The following is a 22,366-nucleotide window of genomic DNA, read 5'->3' as shown; positions in this document are numbered from 1 at the left end:
CAGTCCCAAAGCGCCGATAATCTACATTATGTCAACTAGCTCTTTGGGAGCGCTGCCCTGCTCGCCGATGCCTTCGCAACGGACAAAGGCCGCCTTCGCCGGGAAAGTACAGCATGCGGCCGGCTGGGTCAGGAGATGTAGGAACCGCCTGGGCTCCAATGGATGACGCCGCCCTGGTAGTTTTGCGCGACGCCACCGTCGTTGCCCGTGGAGTACTCGTCACTTGTCGGGTAGCCGAGGCGCCCTGATTCGTACCCTGTTGAGGCCCAGATGGAGCGAATGCCGCCTACGGACATATGCGCTCCGGTGGCTGGGGACCAGACGATGGCACCGCCCTGGTAGTTCTGGTAGACACCCCCGTCGCGCAGCCCGCCCACTTCGTTTGATACCGGGTAGCCGAGCTTGCCGCCCTCAAATCCCGACACCGCCCATTCGCCACGGATGGCGCCAACAGAGATATGCGCTCCGGTGGCTGGGGACCAGACGATGGCACCGCCCTGGTAGTTCTGGTAGGCACCCCCGTCGCGCAGCCCGCCAACTTCATCGGTCACCGGGTAGCCGAGGCCACCATTCTCAAATCCTGTCTCCGCCCACAGGCCGCGGATCGCCCCCACGGAAATGTGGGCCCCCGTCGCCGGTGACCAGACGATGGCGCCGCCCTGGTAGTTCTGATAGGCACCTCCATCCCGGAGCCCGCCAACTTCATCGGTCACCGGGTAGCCGAGGCCACCAGCCTCAAATCCTGTCTCCGCCCACAGGCCTCGAATCGCGCCGGTGGAGACGTGAGCCCCGGACGCCGGCGAATAAAGGATGCAACCGTGCTGGAAACACTGGTACCCGCCGTTATCCCTGAGCCCATAGATCTCTCCCGTAGTGGCAGCTCCGAAGGCCCCGTTCAGGGACGCTGCCTTTACGGCAATCGGAGTCTGCGGGGCCGGAAACGCGACGGCGGCCAAGGCATCGATCAAGCCGGCGCCGCAGCCTCCTGGGCAGGTTCCCGGAAGGGGCCTGGCCGTTGCCTTCAGCTTCGCCTCGATCCGGGCTGGCGTCAGGGAGGGATCAGCGGCTTTCATCAGTGCGCCGACGGAGGCCGCCATCGGCGTCGCCATCGACGTTCCCATCAGGTAGCCGTACGCTTCTGCGCCTGGAGTGGTTGATCCGGCGTTGAAGGTGGACAGGATGCCGGCACCTGTGTCGCCTCCCGGGGCCATGACGTCGACGGCGGCACCGAAGTTCGAGTACGAGGCTTTGGATCCGGACTGGTTGGTGGCACCGACCGTAATGACGTTGTTGCAGTTTGCCGGCGCATTGTTTTCGGCGAGCTGGCTTTCGTTGCCGGCAGCCACGAATACGGATGAGCCGCGGCTGACCGCCCCGTCAATGGCGGCCTGCAGGGTGGGAGGGCAGGCAGCCGCTCCCCCGACGCTCAGATTGATGGTTTTCGCCGGGTTAGCATTGGCGGGCACGCCGGAGACTGCTCCTCCGGAAGCCCACGTAATGCTGTCCGACACGTCCGAGAGGTAGCCGCTGCCGCAGTCACCAAGCGCGCGGACCGGCTCGATCTTCACGCCCGGAGCGGCGCCGCTGACTCCTTCACTGTTATTGGCGACAGCGGCGATAATCCCGGCGACATGGGTTCCGTGCCAGGAAGAATGGGCGGATGAGGTGGAACCGCAAGTTCCGGAGGTCCGGTAGTCCCCCGGGTCGGAGGCGTCCGGATCCCTGCCGTCGCCGTCACTTGAAACGGTTGGGTCGGCGATCATGTCGTAGCCTGCCATGACGTTCGCGTTGAGATCGCTGTGGGCGGTTATGCCGGTGTCGATCACCGCGACGATCTGGCCCGTGCCCGTGGTTTTGTCCCAGACAGACGGAACCCTGATGCCGACGCCAGGGTCAGACAGAGCCCACTGCAAGGAGTAGTAGGTGTCGTTCGGGGTGTACGACGGATGCATGAGAATGTCAGGCTCCACGGATTCGACTTTGTCGTCCGCAGCGATGCTCTCCAGCACGCGCCTGGACTCCCCGGCATTGAGCCTGTGGCTTGTCTTGACCACCTTGGCGTCGCTGGCCGTGGTCTTGATCTCCCGCACGCCGATGGAGGCATGCCCGGCAGCCCTGGAATAGGTCTCGTCCCGCTCCGCGGCGCTGCCGGCCGCTGAGGGTTTGAACTTTACGATGAACTGGTCGGTGGGAGCTGGGGCATCGGGCAATTTCTCTGCGGCTGAAGGCCCGGGCAAGACGGGTTTGTCTGCGGCGTTTGCGGCTGGTGCGGTGGCTACGCCGGCGATCGTGGCTACCAACACCACCCCCATAGTCCGTAAGTACGTGTATCCCTTCGTCACACCAGTCTTCATGCTCAGATTCACTCCCCTTGGCCTACGGTTCCACGGTGAGCTTACTAAGGCTTGGTGAACTCAGGGACCCCACCATCATCCAGCCCCAGGGGAGGCTGACCGGTGGGCTGCTGACGCCGGGACAGCTGCCGGTGATCCGGACGGGGTCAAGGCAACCGCAAGGTCCTGCCTTGCCGGCATGCTAACGGCGGCGCTGCATTGAGGCCCCAACGACCGCGCCGATTCCCAACCCAAGCGCACAGCCCCAAAAAGGAGTATGGAACACCGCCAAACCCACACTGATCCCGACGGCGGCACCAACCAGGCTGCAAATCCACAAAGCTTTATTCACACATGTCTCCAGTACAGCGGGACTGACCTCTGCTCCTGCTGAGACCATACTGCATGCCGATTCCGCCTCCGCTCCCCCGCTTCATGTGAGGTCCTGGGTCAAGCTCGAGGAGGCGTGACGGCTAAGCTCGAAACCATGAGTTCCTTGAAAACGAAGGCGGCAGCTACAACGTCCGGAAAAACGGTGCTGGCAGCGGCGGCTGCCGATGTCGTGCTGATCCTTGCGTTCGCCGCCATCGGCCGCGACGCGCACCACCGCGAGGAGCCCATCCTGGGTGTGCTGCTGACTGCATGGCCCTTCCTTGCCGGCGCGGCAGCGGGATGGGTCGTTTCCCGCGCCTGGCGCAGCCCTTTGTCTGCCCTCCGGGCGGGTGTTCCGGTCTGGCTCGGCAGCCTCATCGGCGGCATGCTTTTGCGCGCGCTGACCGCACAGACGGTTGTCCTCCCCTTCGTCATCGTTGCCACGCTGGCCCTCGCAACGTTCCTCGTGGGCTACCGGCTCCTGGCTGCCGGTGCCGCGCGTCTCCGCCGCCGATAGGGGCTCTCCGCCCGAAGGGCGGGCTGCCGGGAAAAGGACGCCCGTGTAATAGGCTGGCAGTAGAGAGAAACCTGCCGTGACTTGCTGCGGCGGAACTGATCGAAGGGGTACAAACGTGGTCACCGCATTTGTTCTGATCAAGACTGACGCCGCCCGCATTCCCGAGACTGCGGAGGAAATCTCAGCCATCGAAGGCATCAGTGAGGTGTACTCCGTCACTGGAGAATGGGATCTGATTGCGGTGGCGCGCGTCCACCGGCACGAGGACCTGGCTGATGTTATCGCCGACCGGCTCTCCAAGGTTCCTGCAGTGGTCCACACCACCACGCACATCGCATTCCGGGCGTACTCACAGCACGATCTCGACGCTGCCTTTTCCCTGGGCTTCGAGCAGTAACCCGCCAAGCCGTCCTCAGGCGCGGGACAGGGACACCCAACGGTCCAGGACGGCTGCAGCGGCGCCGGAATCTATCGATTGCGCAGCCCGCGCGTAGGCCTTCTGCATCCTCGCCAGGAACGGGCCTTCCGCTTCACGGTCGAAGGCAACCAGGCCTGCCGCCGCATTCACCAGGACCGCGTCCCGGGCAGGACCCTCCTTGCCGGCAAGCACGTCACGGACAACTCCTGCGTTTGCCACTGCATCACCGCCGCGAAGCTGCTCAACGGTGGCCAGGCTGATGCCAAGGTCCTCCGGGGAGAAGAACAGTTCAGTGACGCCCCCGCCGCGGATCTCCCACACGGTGGACGGGCCGGTGGTGGTGAGTTCGTCCAGGCCGTCGTTGCCCCGGAACACCAGCCCCCTGCTCCCCCGCCGGGCCAGGACGCCTGCAACGAGCGGCGCCATCCGCGCATTGGCCACGCCGACGGCCGACGCCTGCACCTTGGCAGGGTTGGTCAGCGGTCCCAGGAAGTTGAATGCGGTAGGTATTGCCAATTCGCGCCGGGGTACCGCGGTATGGCGGAATGACGGGTGGAACACCTGCGCGAAACAGAATGTGATACCCGCCTCTTCGGCGTTCCGGGCCACCTGCGCAATGGACAGGTCGAGCCGGACGCCGAGCGCTTCGAGCACGTCAGCGGATCCCGACGACGACGACGCGGCCCGGTTGCCGTGCTTCACCACCTTTGCGCCGGCCCCGGCGGCCACAAGCGCGGCCATGGTGGAGATGTTGACGGTGTTAAGTTGGTCACCACCGGTGCCGACGATATCCAGCTTCTCGCCGGAAATTTCCACCGGGTTGGCATGCGCCAGCATCGCCTCAACCAGGCCGGAAAGCTCATCCACGGTTTCGCCCTTGGCGCTGAGGGCCACCAGGAATCCGGCGATCTGGGCCGGCGTGGCTTCGCCGGACATGATGGTGTCCATGGCCCAGGACGTGTTCTCCGCCGTAAGGTCATTGCCCTTGATCAGTGCCGAGATCAGCCGGGGCCAGGTGTTGCCGGACGCTGCAGATGCCTGTGAAGTCACCTGCTGATGCTATCGAGCGATGGCAGGCACTGACCAATGTGAACGGTGCCGGGAACTTTTCCGGGCAATTTCGCGTCTTTGTAGAAAAAGTCCTCCCAAAAGGCGGTTTGCGTTGGGCAGCACGGACTTTTACAGACATAATGTCTATGTGACATCTGCGACCCATGCCCCCAGTACCCCGGCGCACCCAACGCTGAACCGCCCCAACATGGTTTCTGTCGGAACCGTTGTGTGGCTGTCCAGCGAGTTGATGTTCTTCGCCGGTCTTTTCGCCATGTACTTCACGCTCCGCTCCACGAGCGGTGAAATGTGGGCTGAAGAGACAGCCAAGCTCAACTTCCCCTTTGCGCTCGTCAACACGATTGTCCTTGTGGCCAGTTCCTTTACTTGCCAGATGGGCGTCTTCGCCGCAGAGCGGCTGCAGCCCCGGCGTACCGGAGGTGCCCTTCAGTTCGCCCGTTGGGGAATGAACGAATGGTTCACCCTGACGTTCCTCATGGGTGCGTTCTTCGTTGCCGGCCAGACCACCGAATACGCGATGCTGGTTTCCGAGCACGTCTCGCTTTCCTCCAACGCCTACGGCTCTGCCTTCTACATGACCACCGGCTTCCACGGCCTGCACGTCATCGGCGGGCTTATCGCCTTCCTGCTCATCATGGGCCGGTCCTTTGCCGCGAAGAAGTTCGGACACTTTGAAGCTACGTCCGCGATCGTCACCTCGTACTACTGGCACTTCGTTGACGTCGTGTGGATCGGCCTCTTCCTGGTCATCTACGTACTCAAGTAGCCAGCTTTGATTCTTTTTCTACAAGAGGCAGAATTTCAGGTAGCGGCTCCCGGAGCCGGCGCAGGATCGAATAAAGGAACCACCACGTGAAGGCACTCTCACAAAAGCGGCGTCACCCACTGGCAGCAATAGCGCTGCTTCTGATGGGGCTCCTCATCACGGGTGGGCTGTACGCCGTGGCAACCTCCATGAATGAGGCCAAGGCGAGCACCACCACCGCAAGCGCAAGCGACGTCGAAGAGGGCGGCAAGCTGTTTGCCGCCAACTGCGCCACCTGCCACGGCATGGGCGCCAGTGGTTCCAAGGATGGCCCCTCCCTGGTTGGCGTCGGCGCTGCCGCTGTTGACTTCCAGGTGGGCACCGGGCGCATGCCGATGCAGATGAACGGTCCCCAGGCAATGAAAAAGCCGGTCCAGTTCAACGAACAGCAGACCTCACAGCTTGCAGCGTACGTCGCTTCGCTGGGAGCCGGCCCGGCAATTCCTGCAGAAGACCTGACAAACGGCGGCGGCGACGCCGCAGCCGGCGGGGAGCTCTTCCGCACCAACTGCGCCATGTGCCACAACGCCGCCGCAGCCGGCGGCGCGCTGACCCAGGGCAAGTTCGCGCCCGCCCTGGCCGACGTCAGCGGCAAGCACATCTACGAGGCCATGGCCACGGGCCCGCAGAACATGCCCGTCTTCAACGATGCCAACATCACCCCCGAAGGCAAGAAGGACATCATCACCTTCCTGAAGCAGATCGAGACCACCGGTTCGCCGGGCGGTGCCGACCTGGGTTCGCTTGGCCCCGTCGCTGAAGGCCTGTTCGTATGGGTTGCCGGCTTGGGCGTCATTATCGCCTTCACCATCTGGCTGACTTCCAGGACGTCCTGACTTTCCGCGGGAAGCACACAACTTCTGCTGCCCAGTCAGCAGCTTGAAATTAGAAACTAACCCGGCACAACCGCCGGGACGAGAGAAGGATGAGGCGAATTATGGGCAACCATAGTGACGGCAGTCCGAACCACTCGGGCACCGTAGCTACGGCTGGTCAGAATGAGGTGGAGAAGTTCCAGGATCCTGGAATTCCCCCGCATCGTTTGCGCCTGGCTGACACGGACCCGAAGGCCGCAAAGCGGGCAGAACGGCAGGTCGCCTTACTATTTGGCATCTCTGTTGTTGGAACCCTGATCTTCCTGGTGGCGTACTTCGCCATTGATTTGGGTGATGACTCCAGCATCGCCACCATCCGGCTCCAGAACGCCCTGCTCGGTGTAGGTACTGCCTTCGCCATGCTGGGTATCGGTACCGGCATCGTGCACTGGGCCAAGGCCCTGATGCCCGACCACGAAGTCTCCGAAGAACGCCACGCCATCCGCTACGAGGAGGACCGCCAGGCGGCTGTCCGCATCGTCGACGACATCGTGGAAGAGACCGGCATCAAGCGCCGTCCGCTGATCCGCAACACCCTGCTCGGTGCTGTGGCGCTCGCCCCGCTTCCCGCCGTCGCCATCTTCGGTGACCTCGGACCCCGTCCGGACGACAAGCTCGCACACACCATGTGGGCCCCCCAGGACGGAAAGCGCAAGCGCCTGACCCGTGACCCTGACGGAACTCCCATCAAGGCTTCGGATGTCACCATCGGCTCGGCCTTCCACGTCATCCCGGAAGGCCTGAACGAACTCGAGGAAGGCAAGCTCAACGAGAAGGCAAAGTCCGTTGTGCTGCTCATGCGCCTTGATCCCGCATCGCTCAACCCGTCCAAGGGCCGCGAAGAGTGGGGCTACAACGGCATCGTTGCCTACTCGAAGATCTGCACCCACGTTGGCTGCCCCGTTGCTCTGTACGAGCAGCAAACGCACCACCTGCTGTGCCCGTGCCACCAGTCCACCTTTGACCTCACGCAGGAGTGCAAGGTGATCTTCGGCCCCGCCAGCCGTCCTCTCCCCCAGCTGCCCATCGCAGTTGATGACGAGGGCTACCTGGTCGCTACCAGCGACTTCCATGAACCCGTAGGACCAAGTTACTGGGAGCGTGATTCGCATGAGCGCAGCATCAACAGCTGAGCCGGCTTTCGTCGCCAAAACCAAGACAGGTCGGATCACCGACTTCGTCGACTCACGAGTCGGCGGTTCGGGGATCCTCCGCGAGTTCGGCCGCAAAGTCTTCCCGGACCACTGGTCGTTCATGTTTGGTGAAGTGGCGCTGTACTCATTCGTCATCCTGCTGCTGTCGGGTACCTTCCTGACGTTCTTCTTCGACCCGTCAATGGCGGAGACGCACTACGACGGCGGCTACGTTCCGCTGAAGGGCGTGGAGATGTCGGTGGCGTACAGCTCATCGCTGAACATCTCCTTCGATGTCCGTGGTGGCCTGTTCATGCGCCAGGTGCACCACTGGGCAGCACTGCTGTTCGTTGCGTCGGTGGCAGTACACATGCTGAGGGTCTTCTTCACCGGTGCGTTCCGCCGGCCGCGTGAAATGAACTGGGTTGTGGGCTGTGTCCTGCTCATCCTGGCGATGGCTGCAGGCTTTACCGGCTACTCGCTCCCCGATGACCTGCTGTCCGGCAACGGCCTGCGCATCATCGACGGTGTCATCAAGTCCATTCCGGTCATCGGAACGTACATCTCGTTCTTCCTGTTTGGCGGGGAATTCCCGGGAACGGCCATCATCAGCCGCCTGTACATGCTGCACATCCTGCTGGTACCGGCCTTGATCCTGCTGATGATCGTGGCCCACCTGTTCATGGTGGTGGTGCACAAGCACACGCAGTACCCGGGTCCGGGACGCAACGACAACAACGTCGTCGGCTACCCCCTCGGTCCGGTGTACGCAGCGAAGGCCGGTGGATTCTTCTTCATCGTCTTCGGCGTCATTGCCCTGATGGCCGCGTTCTTCACCATCAACCCGATCTGGAACTACGGCCCGTACGACCCCTCCCCTGTGTCGGCCGGTACGCAGCCTGACTGGTACATCGGTTTCGTCGACGGCGCACTCCGGTTGATGCCGGGCACCTTCGGCAACTGGCACGTGGAGCAGATCTTCTTCGGACACGTCTTCACATTCAACGTCCTGCTGCCGGCCCTCGTGCCGGCCGGGATCCTGTTCACCGTGATGTTCACGTACCCGTGGATCGAGCGCTGGGTGACCAAGGACGACCGTGAACACCACGTCCTGGACCGCCCCAGGAACGCGCCCACCCGTACCGCCATCGGCATGGCAGGTTTCGTCTGGTACTGCGTCATGTGGGCCGCTGCTGGTTCGGACCTCATCGCCACGCACTTCCACGTTTCCCTGAACGACGTCACGTACTGGCTGCGGGCCCTGTTCTTCATCGGTCCGGTGATCGCATTCGTGGTTACCAAGCGCGTTGCCCTGGCGCTTCAGCGCAAGGACCGGGAGATCGCCCTCCACGGCCGTGAAACCGGACGCATCGTCCGTCTTCCCCACGGTGAGTTCATCGAGGTGCACGCGCCCCTGGATGAGTACAAGCGGTACAAGCTGGTGGGCTTTGAGTCACCTCAGGTCCTTCCTGCGGTCCCCAACGAGCACGGCGTGGTCACCCGCAAGGAAAAGCGCCGCGCATTCCTCTCCCGCTGGTTCTTCGAGGACCGCGTGGCCCCGGCCACGCCCGCTGAGCTGGAGGCCGCACACGGCCACGGACACGAGGCTGTTGAGGCGGCAGAAGGAAGCAAGAGCCTGACCCACTAGGCTTCTGTTCCAACAGGAAAGGCCCGATCCATCCGGATCGGGCCTTTCCTGTTTTCCTGGGGTGTGCTGCCCACGCCCCCCGCAGGGGAACGGATGGTTGGGGCGGCTAGTGGTTGCGGGCCCTCCTGGCTCCGGGCCGCTGCAGGGGCACCCACAGCTTGTACCGGTCCGCACGGTAGTAGGAGACCGAGTAGTCAACCATTGCCCGGGCCACAAAGGCATGCCGCTGGATCTTCAGCAATGGTGCCCCCACCTCGACGTTGAGGAGGCGCGCCGTGGACGGTGACGCCGCCGTCGCCTCGATCATGTCCTCCCCCCATTCCATAACAAGCCCGTACTGCTCGCTGAGGACGTTGTAGAGCGACGTGGGCGGCTCGCCGTCCAGCAGTCCCGGGACCCGATGAGCCGGTATGAAGTTTTCGTCCACGCTCATGGGCTCCCCATCCGCAAGAAGCAGCCGGCGGAAGCGGACCAGCGGGGTGCCCTCGTCCAGCTGCAATTCACGGGCCAGGAACGCACTGGCACCGATCTGTTCGAAGCTGAGCACTTTGGCGGCAGGCACCATGCCGCGCCGCTGCATTTCTTCGCTGTAGGACGTGAGCTTCACCTGCAGGTCGACTTTCGGCCGCCGGACGAAGGTTCCCAGGCCCACCACCCGCTCGATGACCTCCTCCCCCACCAGTGCATCGATGGCCTGCCGCACCGTCATCCTTGCAAGCCCAAACCGTTCGGCGAGGTCCCGTTCCGAGGGCAGGGCTGAACCCGGCGGGCATGACTCCGCGATGTACGCGCGAAGGATTTCCCGGAGTTGGACGTAGATGGCCGTTCCGCTGCTGCGGTCTATTTCCCCCGTGATTGCGGCGGCGCCAGCTGCCATGATCGTTCTCCTGCCGTTGGGTGTCCCCTCAATTTTAGAACGGTCTAGACCAGCCACGGACCGCGGCAATCTTTCGCGCCGCATCCGTGCAGGCAGCTATATTTGGTCTGGAAATTTTGCCACGAGACGGAGGGGGCCGTCTTTCACAGAAGGAGTCCCTTTGCCAACAGAAAAGGCCGTGGTGGCAGCGCCCGCGGGCCTGCATGCACGTTCCGCCGCGGTGTTTGTCCGAGCCGTCACCGACACGGGCCTGCCGGTGACCATCAGCAAGGCAGGCGCAGACAAGGCCGATGCCCGTTCCCTGCTTCAGGTGATGACGGCTGACTTCCCACAAGGCTGTGAGGTGGAGCTGTCCATTAGCGACAGTGCGCTGGAAGGCGGCCTGGGGCGCGAGCAGGCCGAGAACGCGCTGCGGGAGCTTCGAGGACTTTTAGAGTCGCAGGGAGCCATCTAGGGGCTTCCAAAAGCGCAATAACGACGTCGGGCCCCACCGGAAGGTGGGGCCCGACGTCGTTATTCGTTTGCTTGCTTAGTGCGCGTGGTCACCGCGGCTGTACTCGTACACCCAGCCCACGAGGGCCACGATGGCGAGGCCACCTGCGATGAAGATGACCCAGGCGCCTACGGCCAGGCCCAGGAAGCCGGTGGCGCAGGCGATGCCCAGGACCAGAGGCCACCAGCTCCAGGGGCTGAAGTGCCCCTGCTCGCCGGCGCCTTCGTGGATTTCAGCGTCGCTGCGGTCCTCGGGACGAAGACCGACGCGCCTTCCGGTGAAGCCGAGGTAGGCCCCGATCATGCCGGCGAGGCCACCCACAAGCAGGATGCCCAGGATGCCGACCCACTCACCCCAGTTGGTCAGGAATCCGTAGACCAGAGCGACGGGAACGAAGAAGAAGACTCCAGAACCAAAGATCCAGGATTCGATTTTCACTGTGCGGTGTCCTTCTGGTCGGCGTTGCCGAGGACCGCTGCTGCGGGTGCCGGCGACTCAACGGTGTGGACCTGACGAAGTTCCGGGTGGTGCAGGTCCAGGGCGGGACGCTCCGAACGGATCCGGGGCAGGGACGTGAAGTTGTGGCGCGGCGGCGGGCAGGACGTGGCCCACTCCAGCGAAGCACCGAAGCCCCACGGATCATCAACCTGGACCTTTTCGGCGCTGCGCCAGGTGATGTAGACGTTCCAGAAGAACGGGATCAGTGACGCACCCAGCACGAACGATGCCACGGTGGAGAACTGGTTCATCCAGGTGAAGTTGTCCTCCACGAGGTAGTCGGCGTAGCGGCGGGGCATGCCCTCGACGCCGAGCCAGTGCTGGATCAGGAAGGTGCCGTGGAAGCCCAGGAACAGCAGCCAGAAGTGGATCTTGCCCAGGCGCTCGTTGAGCATCTTGCCGGTCCACTTGGGCCACCAGAAATAGAACCCGGCGAACATGGCGAACACCACGGTGCCGAACACCACGTAGTGGAAGTGCGCCACCACGAAGTAGGAGTCCGAAACGTGGAAGTCCAGCGGCGGGGAGGCCAGGATGATGCCGGTGAGGCCGCCGAAGAGGAAGGTGATCATGAAGCCGATGCTCCAGAGCATCGGCGTTTCGAAGGTCAACGAGCCGCGCCACATGGTGCCGATCCAGTTGAAGAACTTTACGCCGGTGGGCACCGCGATGAGCATGGTCATGAAGGAGAAGAACGGCAGCAGGACGGCGCCGGTGACGTACATGTGGTGGGCCCACACCGTCACGGACAGGGCTGCAATGGCGATAGTGGCGTAGACCAGGCCCTTGTAGCCAAAGATCGGCTTGCGGCTGAAGACCGGGAAGATCTCCGACACGATGCCGAAGAACGGCAGCGCAATGATGTACACCTCCGGGTGGCCGAAGAACCAGAACAGGTGCTGCCAAAGAACAGCGCCGCCGTTCTCGGGGTCGAAGATGTGGGCGCCGAACTTGCGGTCCGCGCCGAGCGCGAACAGGGCGGCGGCCAGCGGCGGGAATGCCATGAGCACCAGGATGGCGGTGATCAGGGTGTTCCAGGTGAAGATGGGCATCCGCCACATGGTCATGCCCGGGGCGCGCATGCAGATGATGGTGGTGATGAAGTTGACCGCACCAAGGATGGTGCCGAAGCCGGACAGCGCCAGGCCGAAGACCCACAGGTCACCGCCGATGCCCGGGGTGAACGTCGTGTTCGACAGCGGCGCATAGGCGAACCAGCCAAAGGACGCTGCGCCCTGCGGGGTGATGAAGCCGGACACCGCGATGGTGGAACCGAACAGGAAGAACCAGAAGGCCAACGCATTCAGGCGCGGGAAGGCCACGTCAGGAGCGCCGATCTGCAGCGGCATGATCACGTTGGCGAACCCGGCAAACAGCGGGGTGGCGAACATCAGCAGCATCACCGTGCCGTGCATGGTGAACAGCTGGTTGTACTGCTCCTTGGTTTGCAGGATCTGCATGCCGGGCTCGAACAGCTCGGCGCGGATGAGCAGCGCCATGACACCGCCCAGGCAGAAGAACACGAAGGACGCAATCAGGTACATGTACCCGATGGTCTTGTGGTCGGTGGAGGTGATCCAGTTGACGACGATGCGCCCCTTGGATTTAGGTACCACGGGAGCCGACAGGACTCCCGCAGGTGCGGATTGGGTGTACGTAGCCACGTCGCTCCCCTTACTTGGTTTCGTTCAGGTTCGGGTTGCGGTCGTACTCGGCACCGAGCAGGCCGGTGTTGCCTTCGGCCTTGAGCTGGTCCATGTGGGCCTGGAATTCGGATTCCGACACCACCTTGACGCGGAACAGCATTTCGGAGTGGTACTCGCCGCAGAGTTCGGCACATTTGCCGTCGTAAGTGCCCTCTTTAGTGGGGGTGAACCGGATGTAGTTGGTCTTGCCGGGGATCATGTCGCGCTTCTGCAGGAAGGCGGGTACCCAGAAGGAGTGGATGACATCGCGGGCGTTGAGTTCGAGGTCAACAGACTTGTTCACCGGCAGGTACAGGGTGGGGAGCTGTTCCTTGTCGATGGTGTTGCCGGTGAGGTGGGCCTGGACACCGGCTTCGTGCAGGTCTTCCTGGATGACGTCGCCGGACTTGTAGTTGAAGTCCCAGGCCCACTGCTTGCCGCGGACGTCCACTACGACGTCGGCCGGCTGTGAACGGTCATCGATCGCCTGCTGGTCGCGGTCCGTGAAGTAGAAGAACACCAGGACCATGAAGATGGGGATGGTCAGGTAGAAAACTTCCAGCGGAAGGTTGAAGCTGGTCTGCCGGGGGAAGCCCACGGTTCCCTTGCGGCGGCGGTAAGCGACCAGGCACCAGATGATCAGGCCCCACGTAATGGTGCCCACCACGAGCGCAGCAATCCATGAGTTGACCCAGAGGTCCATGATGCGGTCGGTGTTGCTGGTGGTGCCACGTTCAGTGGGCATCCACCCTTTCTCTACCTCTGGCGAACATCCGGTCAAAACCAACGCGCCGGCAATTGCCAAGCTTGAGATCGTGGTGATCGTTTTGCGTCGGCTGCCGGTTCGGTTCTGCGAACTCACAGACGGCCCTTCCTACTTGTTGCTGTTGTCCGGGCAGCCATCGGCGCTCCGGGCACAAAAGAGTTTTACTACTCGGTGTAGAGCTTACCGCTCCGCCGGGCGTTTCGCCCACATGTCGGCGCCGAGCCCCCATGCCGTTTTGGACGGCAGGAAACCCGGCGCGGACATCAGGCGAAATAACCGGCTTAGTGGAATGAATCGCCGCAGGCGCAGGAGCCGCCGGCGTTCGGATTGTCGATGGTGAAGCCCTGCTTGGAGATGGTGTCTTCGAAGTCGATGCTGGCGCCGCTCAGGTACGGCACGCTCATCTTGTCCACGACGACTTCGACGCCGTCGAAGTCGCGCACGGCATCACCATCAAGGAGCCGTTCGTCGAAGTAGAGCTGGTAGATCAGCCCCGAGCATCCGCCAGGCTGCACGGCCACGCGCAGGCGCAGGTCGGTGCGGCCTTCCTGTTCCAGGAGGCTGCGGACCTTGCCTGCAGCGACATCGGTCAGGTTGACCTCGTGAACGGGCAGTTCGTCGCTGGCCACGCTTGTGGCGGCGGTGCTGTTTTCGTTGGTTGCGGTGCTCATTGGCCTACCTTCTTAGGACGGTCTGGCGGCGTCGCCGTAACGGCGCCTGCCCCTACAAATACGGTATGGGCTATAGCTACATGCTACGCGCGGCAGTCCTGTAGCTCTAACTCCTGGCGTAACCGTCAAAGCACGCCGGTTGTTCCCTGACAGCCGCCTGCCCGGCGTTCACGACGGAAGGCCCATCACTTGCCGGTTGAAAGGCCTTCACTGTTCAGCCGCGCGAGCATGAGGGCCTCGGCCAGGATGGCGTTGCGGAAGTCACCGATGTGCAGGGACTCGTTGGCACTGTGTGCCCGTGAATCCGGGTCTTCCACGCCCGTCACCAGGATTTGCGCTTCGGGGTACAGGTCCGTCAGGTCGGCAATGAACGGGATGGAACCGCCGATTCCGGTTTCGACGGCGGGAACTCCCCAGGCCTCGCCCAGGGCCCACATGGCAACCGTTGCCGCAGCAGAGGAAGTGTCCGTCCGGAACGGATTGCCTGCCTCCCCCGGAGTGAAGACGACCTTCGCACCAAATGGGGCGTTGGCCTCCACGTGGCGGCGGACCGCCTCCATGGCCTCCGCGGGAACCTGGCCCGGCGCCAGCCGCAGGCTGAACTTTGCCCGTGCGCGCGGAAGGAGGGTGTTGGAGGCAACGTCCACGGCGGGTGCGTCGAAGCCGATGATTGACAATGCCGGCTTGGACCACAGCCGCGAGGCGATGCTTCCCGTTCCAGCCAGCCGGACGCCGTCGAGCACGGAGGCATCGGCGCGGTAATCCGCCTCCGGCATGTCGACCCCGGCCGTGTCGCTGGACACCAGGCCCTCAATGGCCACGTTCCCATCCGTGTCGTGAAGGGTGGCGATCAGGCGGGACAGCAGGGTGGGGGCATCCAGCACCGGGCCGCCGTACATGCCGGAATGCACCGCATGGTCAAGGACCTGCACCTCAATCGTGCCATCCACGAGCCCACGCAGGCTGGTGGTCAGGGCAGGTACGCCGACCTTCCAGTTGCTGGAGTCGGCCACCACAATGACGTCTGCGCGGAGCAGCTCGCGGTTCGCCTCCAGGAATGTCCGGAACGTGGGCGACCCTGCTTCCTCCTCCCCCTCGATGAAGAAGGTGACGCCCAGCCCCAGGGAATCGGCGAGGACTTCCGAAACGGCTGCGTAAGCAGCAATGTGTGCCATGATGCCGGCTTTGTCGTCAGCGGCGCCGCGGCCGTAGAGGCGGCCGTCCTTCTCGACGGCGGTAAACGGCGTTGTTTCCCACAGGGACTCGTCCCCCACCGGCTGGACGTCATGGTGGGCGTAAAGCAGGATGGTCGGTTTTCCTTTTGCGGCAGGCCGGCGGGCGACGACGGCCGGCCCGCCTGGCGTGCCGTCGGCCTTGTTGACGGACAGGACCTGGACCCCGCCGATCCCCACACCCCGGAGGAGTTCGGCGACGGCCTCCGCGCTGCGCTCCAGTGGCATGCGGTCGAAGCTTGGCCAGGCGATGCCCGGGATGGCCACGAGGTCCTTGAGACGTGCCAAAGTTTGATCGAAGGAACGGTCCACCGCAGCACGGAGATCTTCCGTCCTGCCGATGGCCTCAGGGCCTGGTCCTGATGTTCCGGTGGTGCTGTGCGGGGTGGCCGCGGGTGATGAAGTCATGGCCAAAACATTACCCCCGTCACATTCCGCGGCCTGCCGCCGCAGACGCGGGGGCAGGCAGCGGGCGGGCTGCTGCAAGGTATTCTGTTGTGGTGTTCGGACGTAGAAAAGAAGCGCCCTCGGCGCAGGAAACCATAGACCAGCAGGCAGCGGAGACGGCGGCGCGGCAGAACAGTGCCGCGGGCAAGGGTGCCCCTACCCCCACCCGGAAGGCCCAGGAAGCTGCCCGCAAGCGCCCACTCGTGCCTGAGGACCGCAAGGCGTCCAAGGCTGCCGAACGCCAGGCCATCCAGGACCAGCGCCTCAAGATGCGGCGGGCCATGGACACCGGCGACGAGAAGTTCCTGCCGCTGCGCGACAAGGGTCCGCAGAAACGGTTTGCCCGCGACTTTGTGGATGCGCGGTTCAACCTTGGCGAATACCTGATGTTCGGCGCCCTGGTCTTTGTGCTGGTTTCCCTGGTGGTCCCGGCCTCCAGCGACATGATGATTTACGTCCTGGGCGCTTTCTGGGTCATGTTCCTGGCAGTCTTCGTGGACGTCTTCATTCTGTCGCGCAAGCTCCGCAAGCGGCTGGCGGAAAAGTTCGGCGAGGTGGAGCGCGGTACTGTCTGGTACGGCTCCATGCGGTCCCTGCAGTTCCGGAAACTGCGGCTGCCCAAGCCCCAGGTCCAGCGCGGACAGTACCCTGCCTGACCCTGCATCCACTTGAGAACGAAAAGCCCGGCGGTGTTCCGCCGGGCTTTTCGTTTTTATCGGGATCCGCTTTCCCGCAGCAACCTGCCTGCAGCGCCTAGGAGCGGCGGTTCTTTGCCAACTGCTTGTTGATCCGTGCCGCCCAGAACGGTCCTTCGTAAAGGAACGCGGTGTAGCCCTGCACCAGGGTTGCACCGGCGTCCAGCCTTTCCTGGACGTCCCGGGCCGACTCCACGCCGCCAACGGACACCAAGGTCAGGGCGTCGCCCGTAGCGTTCCTGAGCCGCTTCAGCACCTCCAGCGATCGCTGCTTCAATGGTGCACCGGAGAGGCCGCCGGCTCCGCACTTCGCCACCTCTTCTGCCGGCGAGGACAGTCCTGAACGGCCAATGGTGGTGTTGGTGGCGATGATGCCGTCCAGCTTCAGGTCGAGGGCAAGGCGCGCGACGTCGTCGATGTCCTCATCGCTGAGGTCCGGGGCAATCTTGACCAGCAGGGGCACATGCCGGCCCGCGGCCCGGTCCGCTTCCTGCCCAACGGCTGTCAGGAGCGGCCGGAGCGTCTCCACGTCCTGGAGCAACCGCAGGCCCGGGGTGTTGGGGGAACTGACGTTTACCACCAAATAGTCGGCGGCAGGCGCCAGGCTGCGGGCGCTCACCAGGTAGTCGTCCACGGCATCGGCCAGTTCCACCACCTTGGTTTTGCCGATATTGACGCCGATGACCGGACGAACCTCCGGGTACCGCCACTGGAGCGCGGCGCGTGCTGCCTTGAGCCGGGGTGCAACGGCGGAGGCGCCGTCGTTGTTGAATCCCATCCGGTTGATGACGGCCCGGTCCTGGACAAGGCGGAACAAGCGCGGCTTTTCGTTGCCGGGCTGGGCCTGGCCGGTGATGGTGCCCACTTCAATGTGTCCGAATCCAAGCTCCGTGAGGGCCTCGATGCCGTGCCCTTCCTTGTCGAAGCCGGCAGCGAGCCCGAACGGTGACGGAAAGGTGACGCCAAAGGCTGTGGTCTGGAGCGACGGCGCCGGAGCAGTCAGTTTCCGCAGGACTCTCCCCGCACCGGAAGAATGTGCGAGCCGTATCCCCTTGAATCCGATCTTGTGGGCGCGCTCGGCGTCCATCCATGAAAAGGCCAGCCTGAAGAAAGTGGGATAAACGCGCATGCCTCCAGTTTCCCGTCTCCGGGGGCGCCGCACCAAAACGGAGACGCCGAAGTTCGAACAGCACAGTTCGGAAAGCGCAGTTCGGGCGCCGCAGTTCGGACAGCGCGGTCCGGTGTGCCGGTTTAGCATGAGGGCATGCAGTGGCAGCAGGACATCCTGGGCAGTGACTTCGAGTCACACTCCTTCGCGGCCACCGGACGTGACGGGGTTGAACGGAGGGCAACGCTGGTGCGCGTCCGGCCATCTCCCGACAGGGACCCTGCCGGCGGCAGCCGCCGGGCCGTGCTCTTCCTGCACGGTTGGAGCGATTATTTCTTCAACGTGGACCTGGCACGGTTCTGGGCTGCGGCCGGCTACGACTTCTATGCCCTGGACATGCACAACCACGGACGAAGCCTTCGTCCGGAAGCACCGGGCGGGTACGTGGCCGACCTCGCCGCCTACGACGCTGAAATCGAAGAGGCAATCCGCATCATCCGGGATGCAGGCGCACCGGGTCCCCTGGCCCTGATGGGCCACTCCACGGGCGGCCTGGTGGCAGCCCTGTGGACCACCCGCCATCCGGAAGCTGTTTCGCTGCTGATCCTCAACAGTCCATGGCTGGAAATGCACGGCAGTCCGCTGGTGCGGCGCGCTGCATCCAGCATGGTGCGCCCCTTGGCCCGCTTCCGCCCTGAGATGGTCCTCCGGCTGCCGGAACGCGGCCACTACTGGCGGACCATCAGCAGCTCTGCCGACGGCGAGTGGCCGCTTGACGAGCGGTACCGCCCCCGCATGGCCTTTCCGGTGCGCGCCGGCTGGCTTAGGGCGGTGCTCGCCGGGCAGGCGAAGGTGGCCCGCGGCCTGGGGATCCAGGCGCCGATCCTGGTACTGCTTTCCAAGGGCAGCGCGAACGGGCTCCTCTGGTCCGAGGAAATGCGCCGGACCGACGCGGTCCTGGACGTCAACACCATCAGCGCCAGGGCCCTCACCCTGGGCCGCACCGTAACCGTGGAGCGGATCGACGGCGCGCTGCACGACGTCTTCCTGTCACCCGAACCGGTCCGGGCCGATGCCTACAGGCGGCTGGCCCGCTGGTTGCGGGCGTATGGATGAAGCTATTCCGCCGGGGCAGCGGGCGCCGAGGGAGCAGCGGCGGCGTCCACGGCGCCACCGTACCGGCGGTCCCGCCTGGCATACTCCTCGACGGCGGCCCAGAGCGTGCGCCTGTCCACATCCGGCCACAGCGTGTCCATGAACACGAACTCCGCGTAGGCCGACTGCCAGAGCATGAAGTTGGACAGCCGCTGCTCCCCCGAGCTGCGCAGGAACAGGTCCACGTCAGGCAGGTCGGGCTCGTCCAGGTACTTCTGGATGGTCCGCTCGGTAATGGCGCCAGGCTTCAACTTGCCTGCCGCCACATCGGCGGCAATCGCTGAGACCGCGTCAGTGATCTCTGCCCTGCCGCCGTAATTAACACACATGGTCAAGTTACAGGTGGTGTTGGCCGCCGTGAAGTCTTCGGCTTCCTCCAGCTCACGGATGACCGAACCCCACAGCCGCGGCCGGCGCCCCGCCCAGCGGACCCGCACGCCCCAGTCGTCCAACTGGTTCCGCTGCCTTCGCAGCACATCCTTGTTAAATCCCATCAGGAAGCGGACTTCCTCAGGCGACCTGCGCCAGTTTTCCGTGGAGAACGCGTACACGCTGACGTACTCGATGCCCAGTTCGATGGCCCCTGCCATGACATCGAGCAGCGCCGGCTCCCCTGCCTTGTGCCCCTCGATCCGCGGCAATCCCCGCTGGTTGGCCCAGCGGCCGTTGCCGTCCATGACGATGGCCACGTGCCGGGGAATGAATTCAGCCGGAATAGTGGGTGCCACCGCGCCGGACGGGTGCGGGTACGGCGCCACCACGGGATGCGTGCGCCGGCGCGGTGCGTTGTTCTTTTTTCCCAGGGCCACTGTCAGCTACGCTCCACATGTTTGAGGGATTTCAGTACTCGTTCCAGATGCCACTGCAGGTACGCGGCCACCAGGCCCGCTGCTTCCTTGCGATGCTGCGGCAGGGAAGCATCCGCCGTCGTCCAGTCCCCGGTCAGCAGCGCTGCCAGCAGCGTCACGGTCTCTGCAGCGGGTGCGGGGGAACCGGGCGGCCGGCACTGTGCACAAACCATGCCGCCAAGGGGCGCGGAGAAGGCCGTGTGCGGGCCCGGCATGCCGCAGCGGGAGCAGTCCGTGAAACTGGGCGCCCACCCGCCGGTGGCAAGGGCGCGCAGAAGGTAGGAGTCCAGGATGAGGCCAGCCGCATGTTCGTTGCGGCTCAGCGCAGCGAGGGCGCCCACCAGCAGGTTGTATTGTGCGGTACCGGCCTCGCCGTCGACGTCCGTCAGTTTCTCAGCCGTCTCCGTCATGGCGGCGGCCACCGTATACCTGCCGTAGTCCGCGGCGATGCTTCCGCCGTATGCACCCTTTGCCACGGCCTGCGTGACGATGTCCAGCGTCCGCCCTGACACCAACTGGAGATCGGCCACCATGAAGGGCTCAAGCCGGGCACCGAAACGGCTGCTGGTGCGGCGCACTCCCTTGGCGACGGCACGGACCTGCCCGTGGTGCTTCGTCAGGAGCGTGATGATCCGGTCCGCCTCGCCCAGCTTGTGGGTACGGAGCACCACGGCGTCGTCCCGGTACGCCCGGGAGGCAAAAGAGTGTTGGACCACGCTCTATCTTCCCATCCTGCCCGGCAGCTCGCTGCCCGGCCACGGCGGTGCCTCCGGAGGAAACCGGCGGCACCACCGGCGGGTATCAGGCCTGGGCGTCCCGGATGGCGCGGTTGACCGCGGAGATCACGGCCTTGAGGGAGGACATGCTGGTGTTGGCATCGATGCCTACACCCCACAGCACCCGCTCCCCCACCGCGCATTCGACGTAGGCCGCGGCCATGGCGTTGCCGCCTTCGGACAACGCGTGTTCGCTGTAGTCCAGCACGCGGACATCCACGCCGTCCTCATGCAGGATGTTCAGCAGGGCCGCAATGGGGCCGTTGCCGGTGCCGGTGCGGCTGACCTGGGCACCATCGATGGTGAGCGACGCGTGCAGCGTCATGCCGCCGTCGGCGTCTGTTTCCGTCTTGACGGCCCCCAGCGAGTAACGGCCCCACTGCCCGTCGGCCCGGCCGGACGGCAGGTATTCGTCCTGGAAGATCTGCCACAGCTGCGCGCCGCTGACTTCCCCGCCCACGGTGTCGGTGCGGCGCTGGATGACGCCGGAGAATTCGATCTGCGCGCGGCGCGGCAGGTCCAGGCTGTGCTCGTTCTTCAGCAGGTAGGCCACGCCACCCTTGCCGGACTGGGAGTTCACCCGGATGACGGCCTCGTAGCTGCGGCCCAGGTCCTTGGGATCCACGGGGAGGTACGGAACCTGCCAGGTGAAGTCGTCCACGGGCTTGCCGGCTGCTGCAGCATCGCGCTCCAGCGCTTCGAAGCCCTTCTTGATGGCGTCCTGGTGGGAGCCGGAGAAGGCGGTGAACACCAGGTCGCCGCCGTACGGCGAACGTTCCGGGACGGGCAGCTGGTTGCAGTACTCCACGGTGCGCCGGACGTCGTCGATGTTGGAGAAGTCGATCATGGGGTCGATGCCCTGGACGAACAGGTTCAGGCCCAGCGTCACCAGGTCCACGTTTCCTGTGCGTTCGCCGTTCCCGAAGAGGCAGCCCTCGATGCGGTCGGCGCCTGCCATGTAGCCCAGCTCGGCGGCGGCGACGCCGGTTCCGCGGTCGTTGTGCGGGTGCAGGGACAGGATGATGCCGTCCCGCGGGTGCAGGTGCCGGCTCATCCACTCGATGGAATCGGCGTAGACGTTGGGCGTGGCCATTTCCACCGTGGCGGGCAGGTTGATGATCACCTGCCGGTCGGCGGACGCTTCAAAGACATCGGCGACGGCGTTGCACACCCGGACGGCGTACTCGAGCTCCGTACCCGTGAAGGACTCCGGGGAGTACTCGTAGGTCACGTGCGTGTCCACGAGTGTTTCCTCGTGCTTCTTGCACAGGCGGGCACCCTGCAGTGCGATGTCCAGGATGCCGTCCTCGTCCTGGTTGAAGACCACGCGCCGCTGCAGCACGGACGTGGAGTTGTAGAGGTGGACAATGGCCTGCTTGGCACCCACCAGGGACTCGTAGGTCCGTTCGATGAGGTGTTCCCGCGCCTGCGTCAGGACCTGGATGGTGACGTCGTCCGGGATGTGGTTGCCCTCGATGAGCTGGCGGACAAAGTCGAAGTCCGTCTGGGAAGCGGACGGGAAACCGACCTCGATTTCCTTGTAGCCCATGCGGACCAGCAGGTCGAACATCTTCATCTTGCGCGCCGGGCTCATGGGATCGATCAGGGCCTGGTTTCCGTCGCGCAGGTCCACCGCGCACCACCGCGGGGCCTTGGTGATGATCTTGTCCGGCCAGGTGCGGTCCGGCAGTTCAACCTTGATCAGGTCCTGGAAGGGCGTGTACCGGTGGGCGGGCATTCCGGAGGGCTTTTGTGCGTTACGCATGATGTTCGTGGCCTTTTCTATCGATCTTCAGTGAAAGGGTGGCCGGGCAACACAAACTCCGCAGCGAGGGTGGGCCGTGCGCTAGATAGCGTCTGTGGCCTCGCCGCGGCAGCTAAGGAGAAGGAACTCTGCACGCACTCTTTGAGCGTAACACGGGTGCGTAAGATGAAAGGGCACT

Annotated in this window: 21 protein-coding genes; 9 read left to right on the top strand and 12 right to left on the bottom strand. The window is 64.2% G+C overall.

All coding sequences use genetic code 11. The features are described from left to right. Window positions 1-128: 128 nt before the first annotated feature. Window positions 129-2,303 (bottom strand): S8 family serine peptidase, encoded by a 2,175-nt coding sequence (locus AC6JAM_RS18855; protein ID WP_495634459.1) that lies wholly within the window; start codon window positions 2,301-2,303, stop codon window positions 129-131. Between the two features lie 517 nt (window positions 2,304-2,820). Between AC6JAM_RS18855 and AC6JAM_RS18850 the strand changes: the two genes are divergently transcribed. Next, on the top strand, window positions 2,821-3,222 hold the full coding sequence (locus tag AC6JAM_RS18850) for a DUF3054 domain-containing protein (protein WP_043425344.1): 402 nt from the start codon (window positions 2,821-2,823) through the stop codon (window positions 3,220-3,222). Between the two features lie 115 nt (window positions 3,223-3,337). Then, window positions 3,338-3,619, top strand: coding sequence for an Lrp/AsnC family transcriptional regulator (locus AC6JAM_RS18845; RefSeq protein WP_043456257.1), 282 nt, complete (start codon window positions 3,338-3,340; stop codon window positions 3,617-3,619). Between the two features lie 15 nt (window positions 3,620-3,634). Here the strand turns inward: AC6JAM_RS18845 and trpD are convergent, their stop codons facing one another. After that, complete coding sequence (gene trpD / locus AC6JAM_RS18840; RefSeq protein ID WP_018771095.1) at window positions 3,635-4,690, bottom strand: anthranilate phosphoribosyltransferase; 1,056 nt, start codon at window positions 4,688-4,690, stop codon at window positions 3,635-3,637. 112 nt (window positions 4,691-4,802) lie between these two features. Between trpD and ctaE the strand changes: the two genes are divergently transcribed. The 4 genes from ctaE to qcrB all read left to right on the top strand — a co-directional run bounded on the left by ctaE (window position 4,803) and on the right by qcrB (window position 9,172). Continuing rightward, window positions 4,803-5,477, top strand: a complete 675-nt coding sequence (gene ctaE / locus AC6JAM_RS18835; protein ID WP_223991571.1) for an aa3-type cytochrome oxidase subunit III — start codon at window positions 4,803-4,805, stop codon at window positions 5,475-5,477. Between the two features lie 86 nt (window positions 5,478-5,563). Then, window positions 5,564-6,352: a cytochrome bc1 complex diheme cytochrome c subunit gene (gene qcrC, locus AC6JAM_RS18830; RefSeq protein ID WP_056390383.1), complete on the top strand. Its 789-nt coding sequence runs from the start codon at window positions 5,564-5,566 to the stop codon at window positions 6,350-6,352. 101 nt (window positions 6,353-6,453) lie between these two features. Continuing rightward, a complete protein-coding gene (gene qcrA, locus AC6JAM_RS18825; RefSeq protein WP_026266047.1) occupies window positions 6,454-7,524 on the top strand; it encodes a cytochrome bc1 complex Rieske iron-sulfur subunit in 1,071 nt (356 codons plus the stop codon). Then, on the top strand, window positions 7,502-9,172 hold the full coding sequence (gene qcrB / locus AC6JAM_RS18820) for a cytochrome bc1 complex cytochrome b subunit (protein WP_018771091.1): 1,671 nt from the start codon (window positions 7,502-7,504) through the stop codon (window positions 9,170-9,172). Before qcrA ends, qcrB begins: the two co-directional genes overlap by 23 nt. Window positions 9,173-9,278: 106 nt before the next feature. Here qcrB and AC6JAM_RS18815 read toward each other — a convergent pair whose 3' ends face one another. Next, a complete protein-coding gene (locus AC6JAM_RS18815) occupies window positions 9,279-10,049 on the bottom strand; it encodes a GntR family transcriptional regulator (RefSeq protein ID WP_018771087.1) in 771 nt (256 codons plus the stop codon). A 160-nt stretch (window positions 10,050-10,209) separates the two neighbouring features. Between AC6JAM_RS18815 and AC6JAM_RS18810 the strand changes: the two genes are divergently transcribed. Beyond that, entirely contained in the window at window positions 10,210-10,503 is a 294-nt protein-coding gene (locus tag AC6JAM_RS18810) for an HPr family phosphocarrier protein (protein WP_082581715.1), read from the top strand. A gap of 75 nt (window positions 10,504-10,578) precedes the next feature. Here the strand turns inward: AC6JAM_RS18810 and AC6JAM_RS18805 are convergent, their stop codons facing one another. The 5 genes from AC6JAM_RS18805 to AC6JAM_RS18785 all read right to left on the bottom strand — a co-directional run bounded on the left by AC6JAM_RS18805 (window position 10,579) and on the right by AC6JAM_RS18785 (window position 15,802). Continuing rightward, window positions 10,579-10,980: a cytochrome c oxidase subunit 4 gene (locus AC6JAM_RS18805; protein ID WP_018771085.1), complete on the bottom strand. Its 402-nt coding sequence runs from the start codon at window positions 10,978-10,980 to the stop codon at window positions 10,579-10,581. Then, the gene (ctaD, locus tag AC6JAM_RS18800; protein ID WP_018771084.1) at window positions 10,977-12,704 is read right to left on the bottom strand and encodes an aa3-type cytochrome oxidase subunit I; all 1,728 of its coding nucleotides are present in this window, start codon (window positions 12,702-12,704) and stop codon (window positions 10,977-10,979) included. The genes AC6JAM_RS18805 and ctaD overlap by 4 nt, the downstream gene beginning before the upstream one ends. A 10-nt stretch (window positions 12,705-12,714) precedes the next feature. Then, window positions 12,715-13,587, bottom strand: coding sequence for an aa3-type cytochrome oxidase subunit II (gene ctaC / locus AC6JAM_RS18795; protein WP_026266044.1), 873 nt, complete (start codon window positions 13,585-13,587; stop codon window positions 12,715-12,717). A gap of 185 nt (window positions 13,588-13,772) precedes the next feature. Further along, window positions 13,773-14,162, bottom strand: a complete 390-nt coding sequence (locus tag AC6JAM_RS18790) for a HesB/IscA family protein (protein WP_018771082.1) — start codon at window positions 14,160-14,162, stop codon at window positions 13,773-13,775. A 185-nt stretch (window positions 14,163-14,347) separates the two neighbouring features. After that, the gene (locus AC6JAM_RS18785; protein ID WP_488314601.1) at window positions 14,348-15,802 is read right to left on the bottom strand and encodes a dipeptidase; all 1,455 of its coding nucleotides are present in this window, start codon (window positions 15,800-15,802) and stop codon (window positions 14,348-14,350) included. Window positions 15,803-15,894: 92 nt separating this feature from the next. On the opposite strand from AC6JAM_RS18785, the gene AC6JAM_RS18780 reads away from it, so the two are divergent. Then, window positions 15,895-16,497: a DUF3043 domain-containing protein gene (locus AC6JAM_RS18780; protein WP_018771080.1), complete on the top strand. Its 603-nt coding sequence runs from the start codon at window positions 15,895-15,897 to the stop codon at window positions 16,495-16,497. 97 nt (window positions 16,498-16,594) lie between these two features. Here the strand turns inward: AC6JAM_RS18780 and AC6JAM_RS18775 are convergent, their stop codons facing one another. Further along, a complete protein-coding gene (locus AC6JAM_RS18775; protein ID WP_488314600.1) occupies window positions 16,595-17,665 on the bottom strand; it encodes a quinone-dependent dihydroorotate dehydrogenase in 1,071 nt (356 codons plus the stop codon). Between the two features lie 135 nt (window positions 17,666-17,800). On the opposite strand from AC6JAM_RS18775, the gene AC6JAM_RS18770 reads away from it, so the two are divergent. Then, on the top strand, window positions 17,801-18,760 hold the full coding sequence (locus AC6JAM_RS18770; RefSeq protein ID WP_497935541.1) for an alpha/beta hydrolase: 960 nt from the start codon (window positions 17,801-17,803) through the stop codon (window positions 18,758-18,760). Window positions 18,761-18,762: 2 nt separating this feature from the next. Here the strand turns inward: AC6JAM_RS18770 and AC6JAM_RS18765 are convergent, their stop codons facing one another. From AC6JAM_RS18765 to leuA, 3 genes are all read right to left on the bottom strand, one after another. Next, window positions 18,763-19,608, bottom strand: coding sequence for an isoprenyl transferase (locus tag AC6JAM_RS18765; RefSeq protein WP_497935540.1), 846 nt, complete (start codon window positions 19,606-19,608; stop codon window positions 18,763-18,765). A 2-nt stretch (window positions 19,609-19,610) separates the two neighbouring features. Then, window positions 19,611-20,363, bottom strand: a complete 753-nt coding sequence (gene recO, locus AC6JAM_RS18760; RefSeq protein WP_018769265.1) for a DNA repair protein RecO — start codon at window positions 20,361-20,363, stop codon at window positions 19,611-19,613. A gap of 85 nt (window positions 20,364-20,448) precedes the next feature. After that, complete coding sequence (leuA, locus tag AC6JAM_RS18755) at window positions 20,449-22,188, bottom strand: 2-isopropylmalate synthase (RefSeq protein WP_497935539.1); 1,740 nt, start codon at window positions 22,186-22,188, stop codon at window positions 20,449-20,451. Window positions 22,189-22,366: the final 178 nt, after the last annotated feature.

This window comes from Arthrobacter sp. GmRoot5-12 (genome assembly GCF_059739365.1).
Note: the sequence above shows the minus strand (reverse complement) of the source record. Positions and strands in the feature narration are given on the sequence as shown.

Coding starts and splice junctions, on each gene's coding strand:
- AC6JAM_RS18850 (WP_043425344.1), top strand. CDS start 2,821: ATGAGTTCCTTGAAAACGAAGGCGGCAGCTACAACGTCCGGAAAAACG.
- qcrA (WP_026266047.1), top strand. CDS start 6,454: ATGGGCAACCATAGTGACGGCAGTCCGAACCACTCGGGCACCGTAGCT.
- qcrB (WP_018771091.1), top strand. CDS start 7,502: ATGAGCGCAGCATCAACAGCTGAGCCGGCTTTCGTCGCCAAAACCAAG.
- AC6JAM_RS18815 (WP_018771087.1), bottom strand. CDS start 10,049: ATGGCAGCTGGCGCCGCCGCAATCACGGGGGAAATAGACCGCAGCAGC.
- AC6JAM_RS18790 (WP_018771082.1), bottom strand. CDS start 14,162: ATGAGCACCGCAACCAACGAAAACAGCACCGCCGCCACAAGCGTGGCC.
- AC6JAM_RS18785 (WP_488314601.1), bottom strand. CDS start 15,802: ATGACTTCATCACCCGCGGCCACCCCGCACAGCACCACCGGAACATCA.
- AC6JAM_RS18775 (WP_488314600.1), bottom strand. CDS start 17,665: ATGCGCGTTTATCCCACTTTCTTCAGGCTGGCCTTTTCATGGATGGAC.
- AC6JAM_RS18770 (WP_497935541.1), top strand. CDS start 17,801: ATGCAGTGGCAGCAGGACATCCTGGGCAGTGACTTCGAGTCACACTCC.
- leuA (WP_497935539.1), bottom strand. CDS start 22,188: ATGCGTAACGCACAAAAGCCCTCCGGAATGCCCGCCCACCGGTACACG.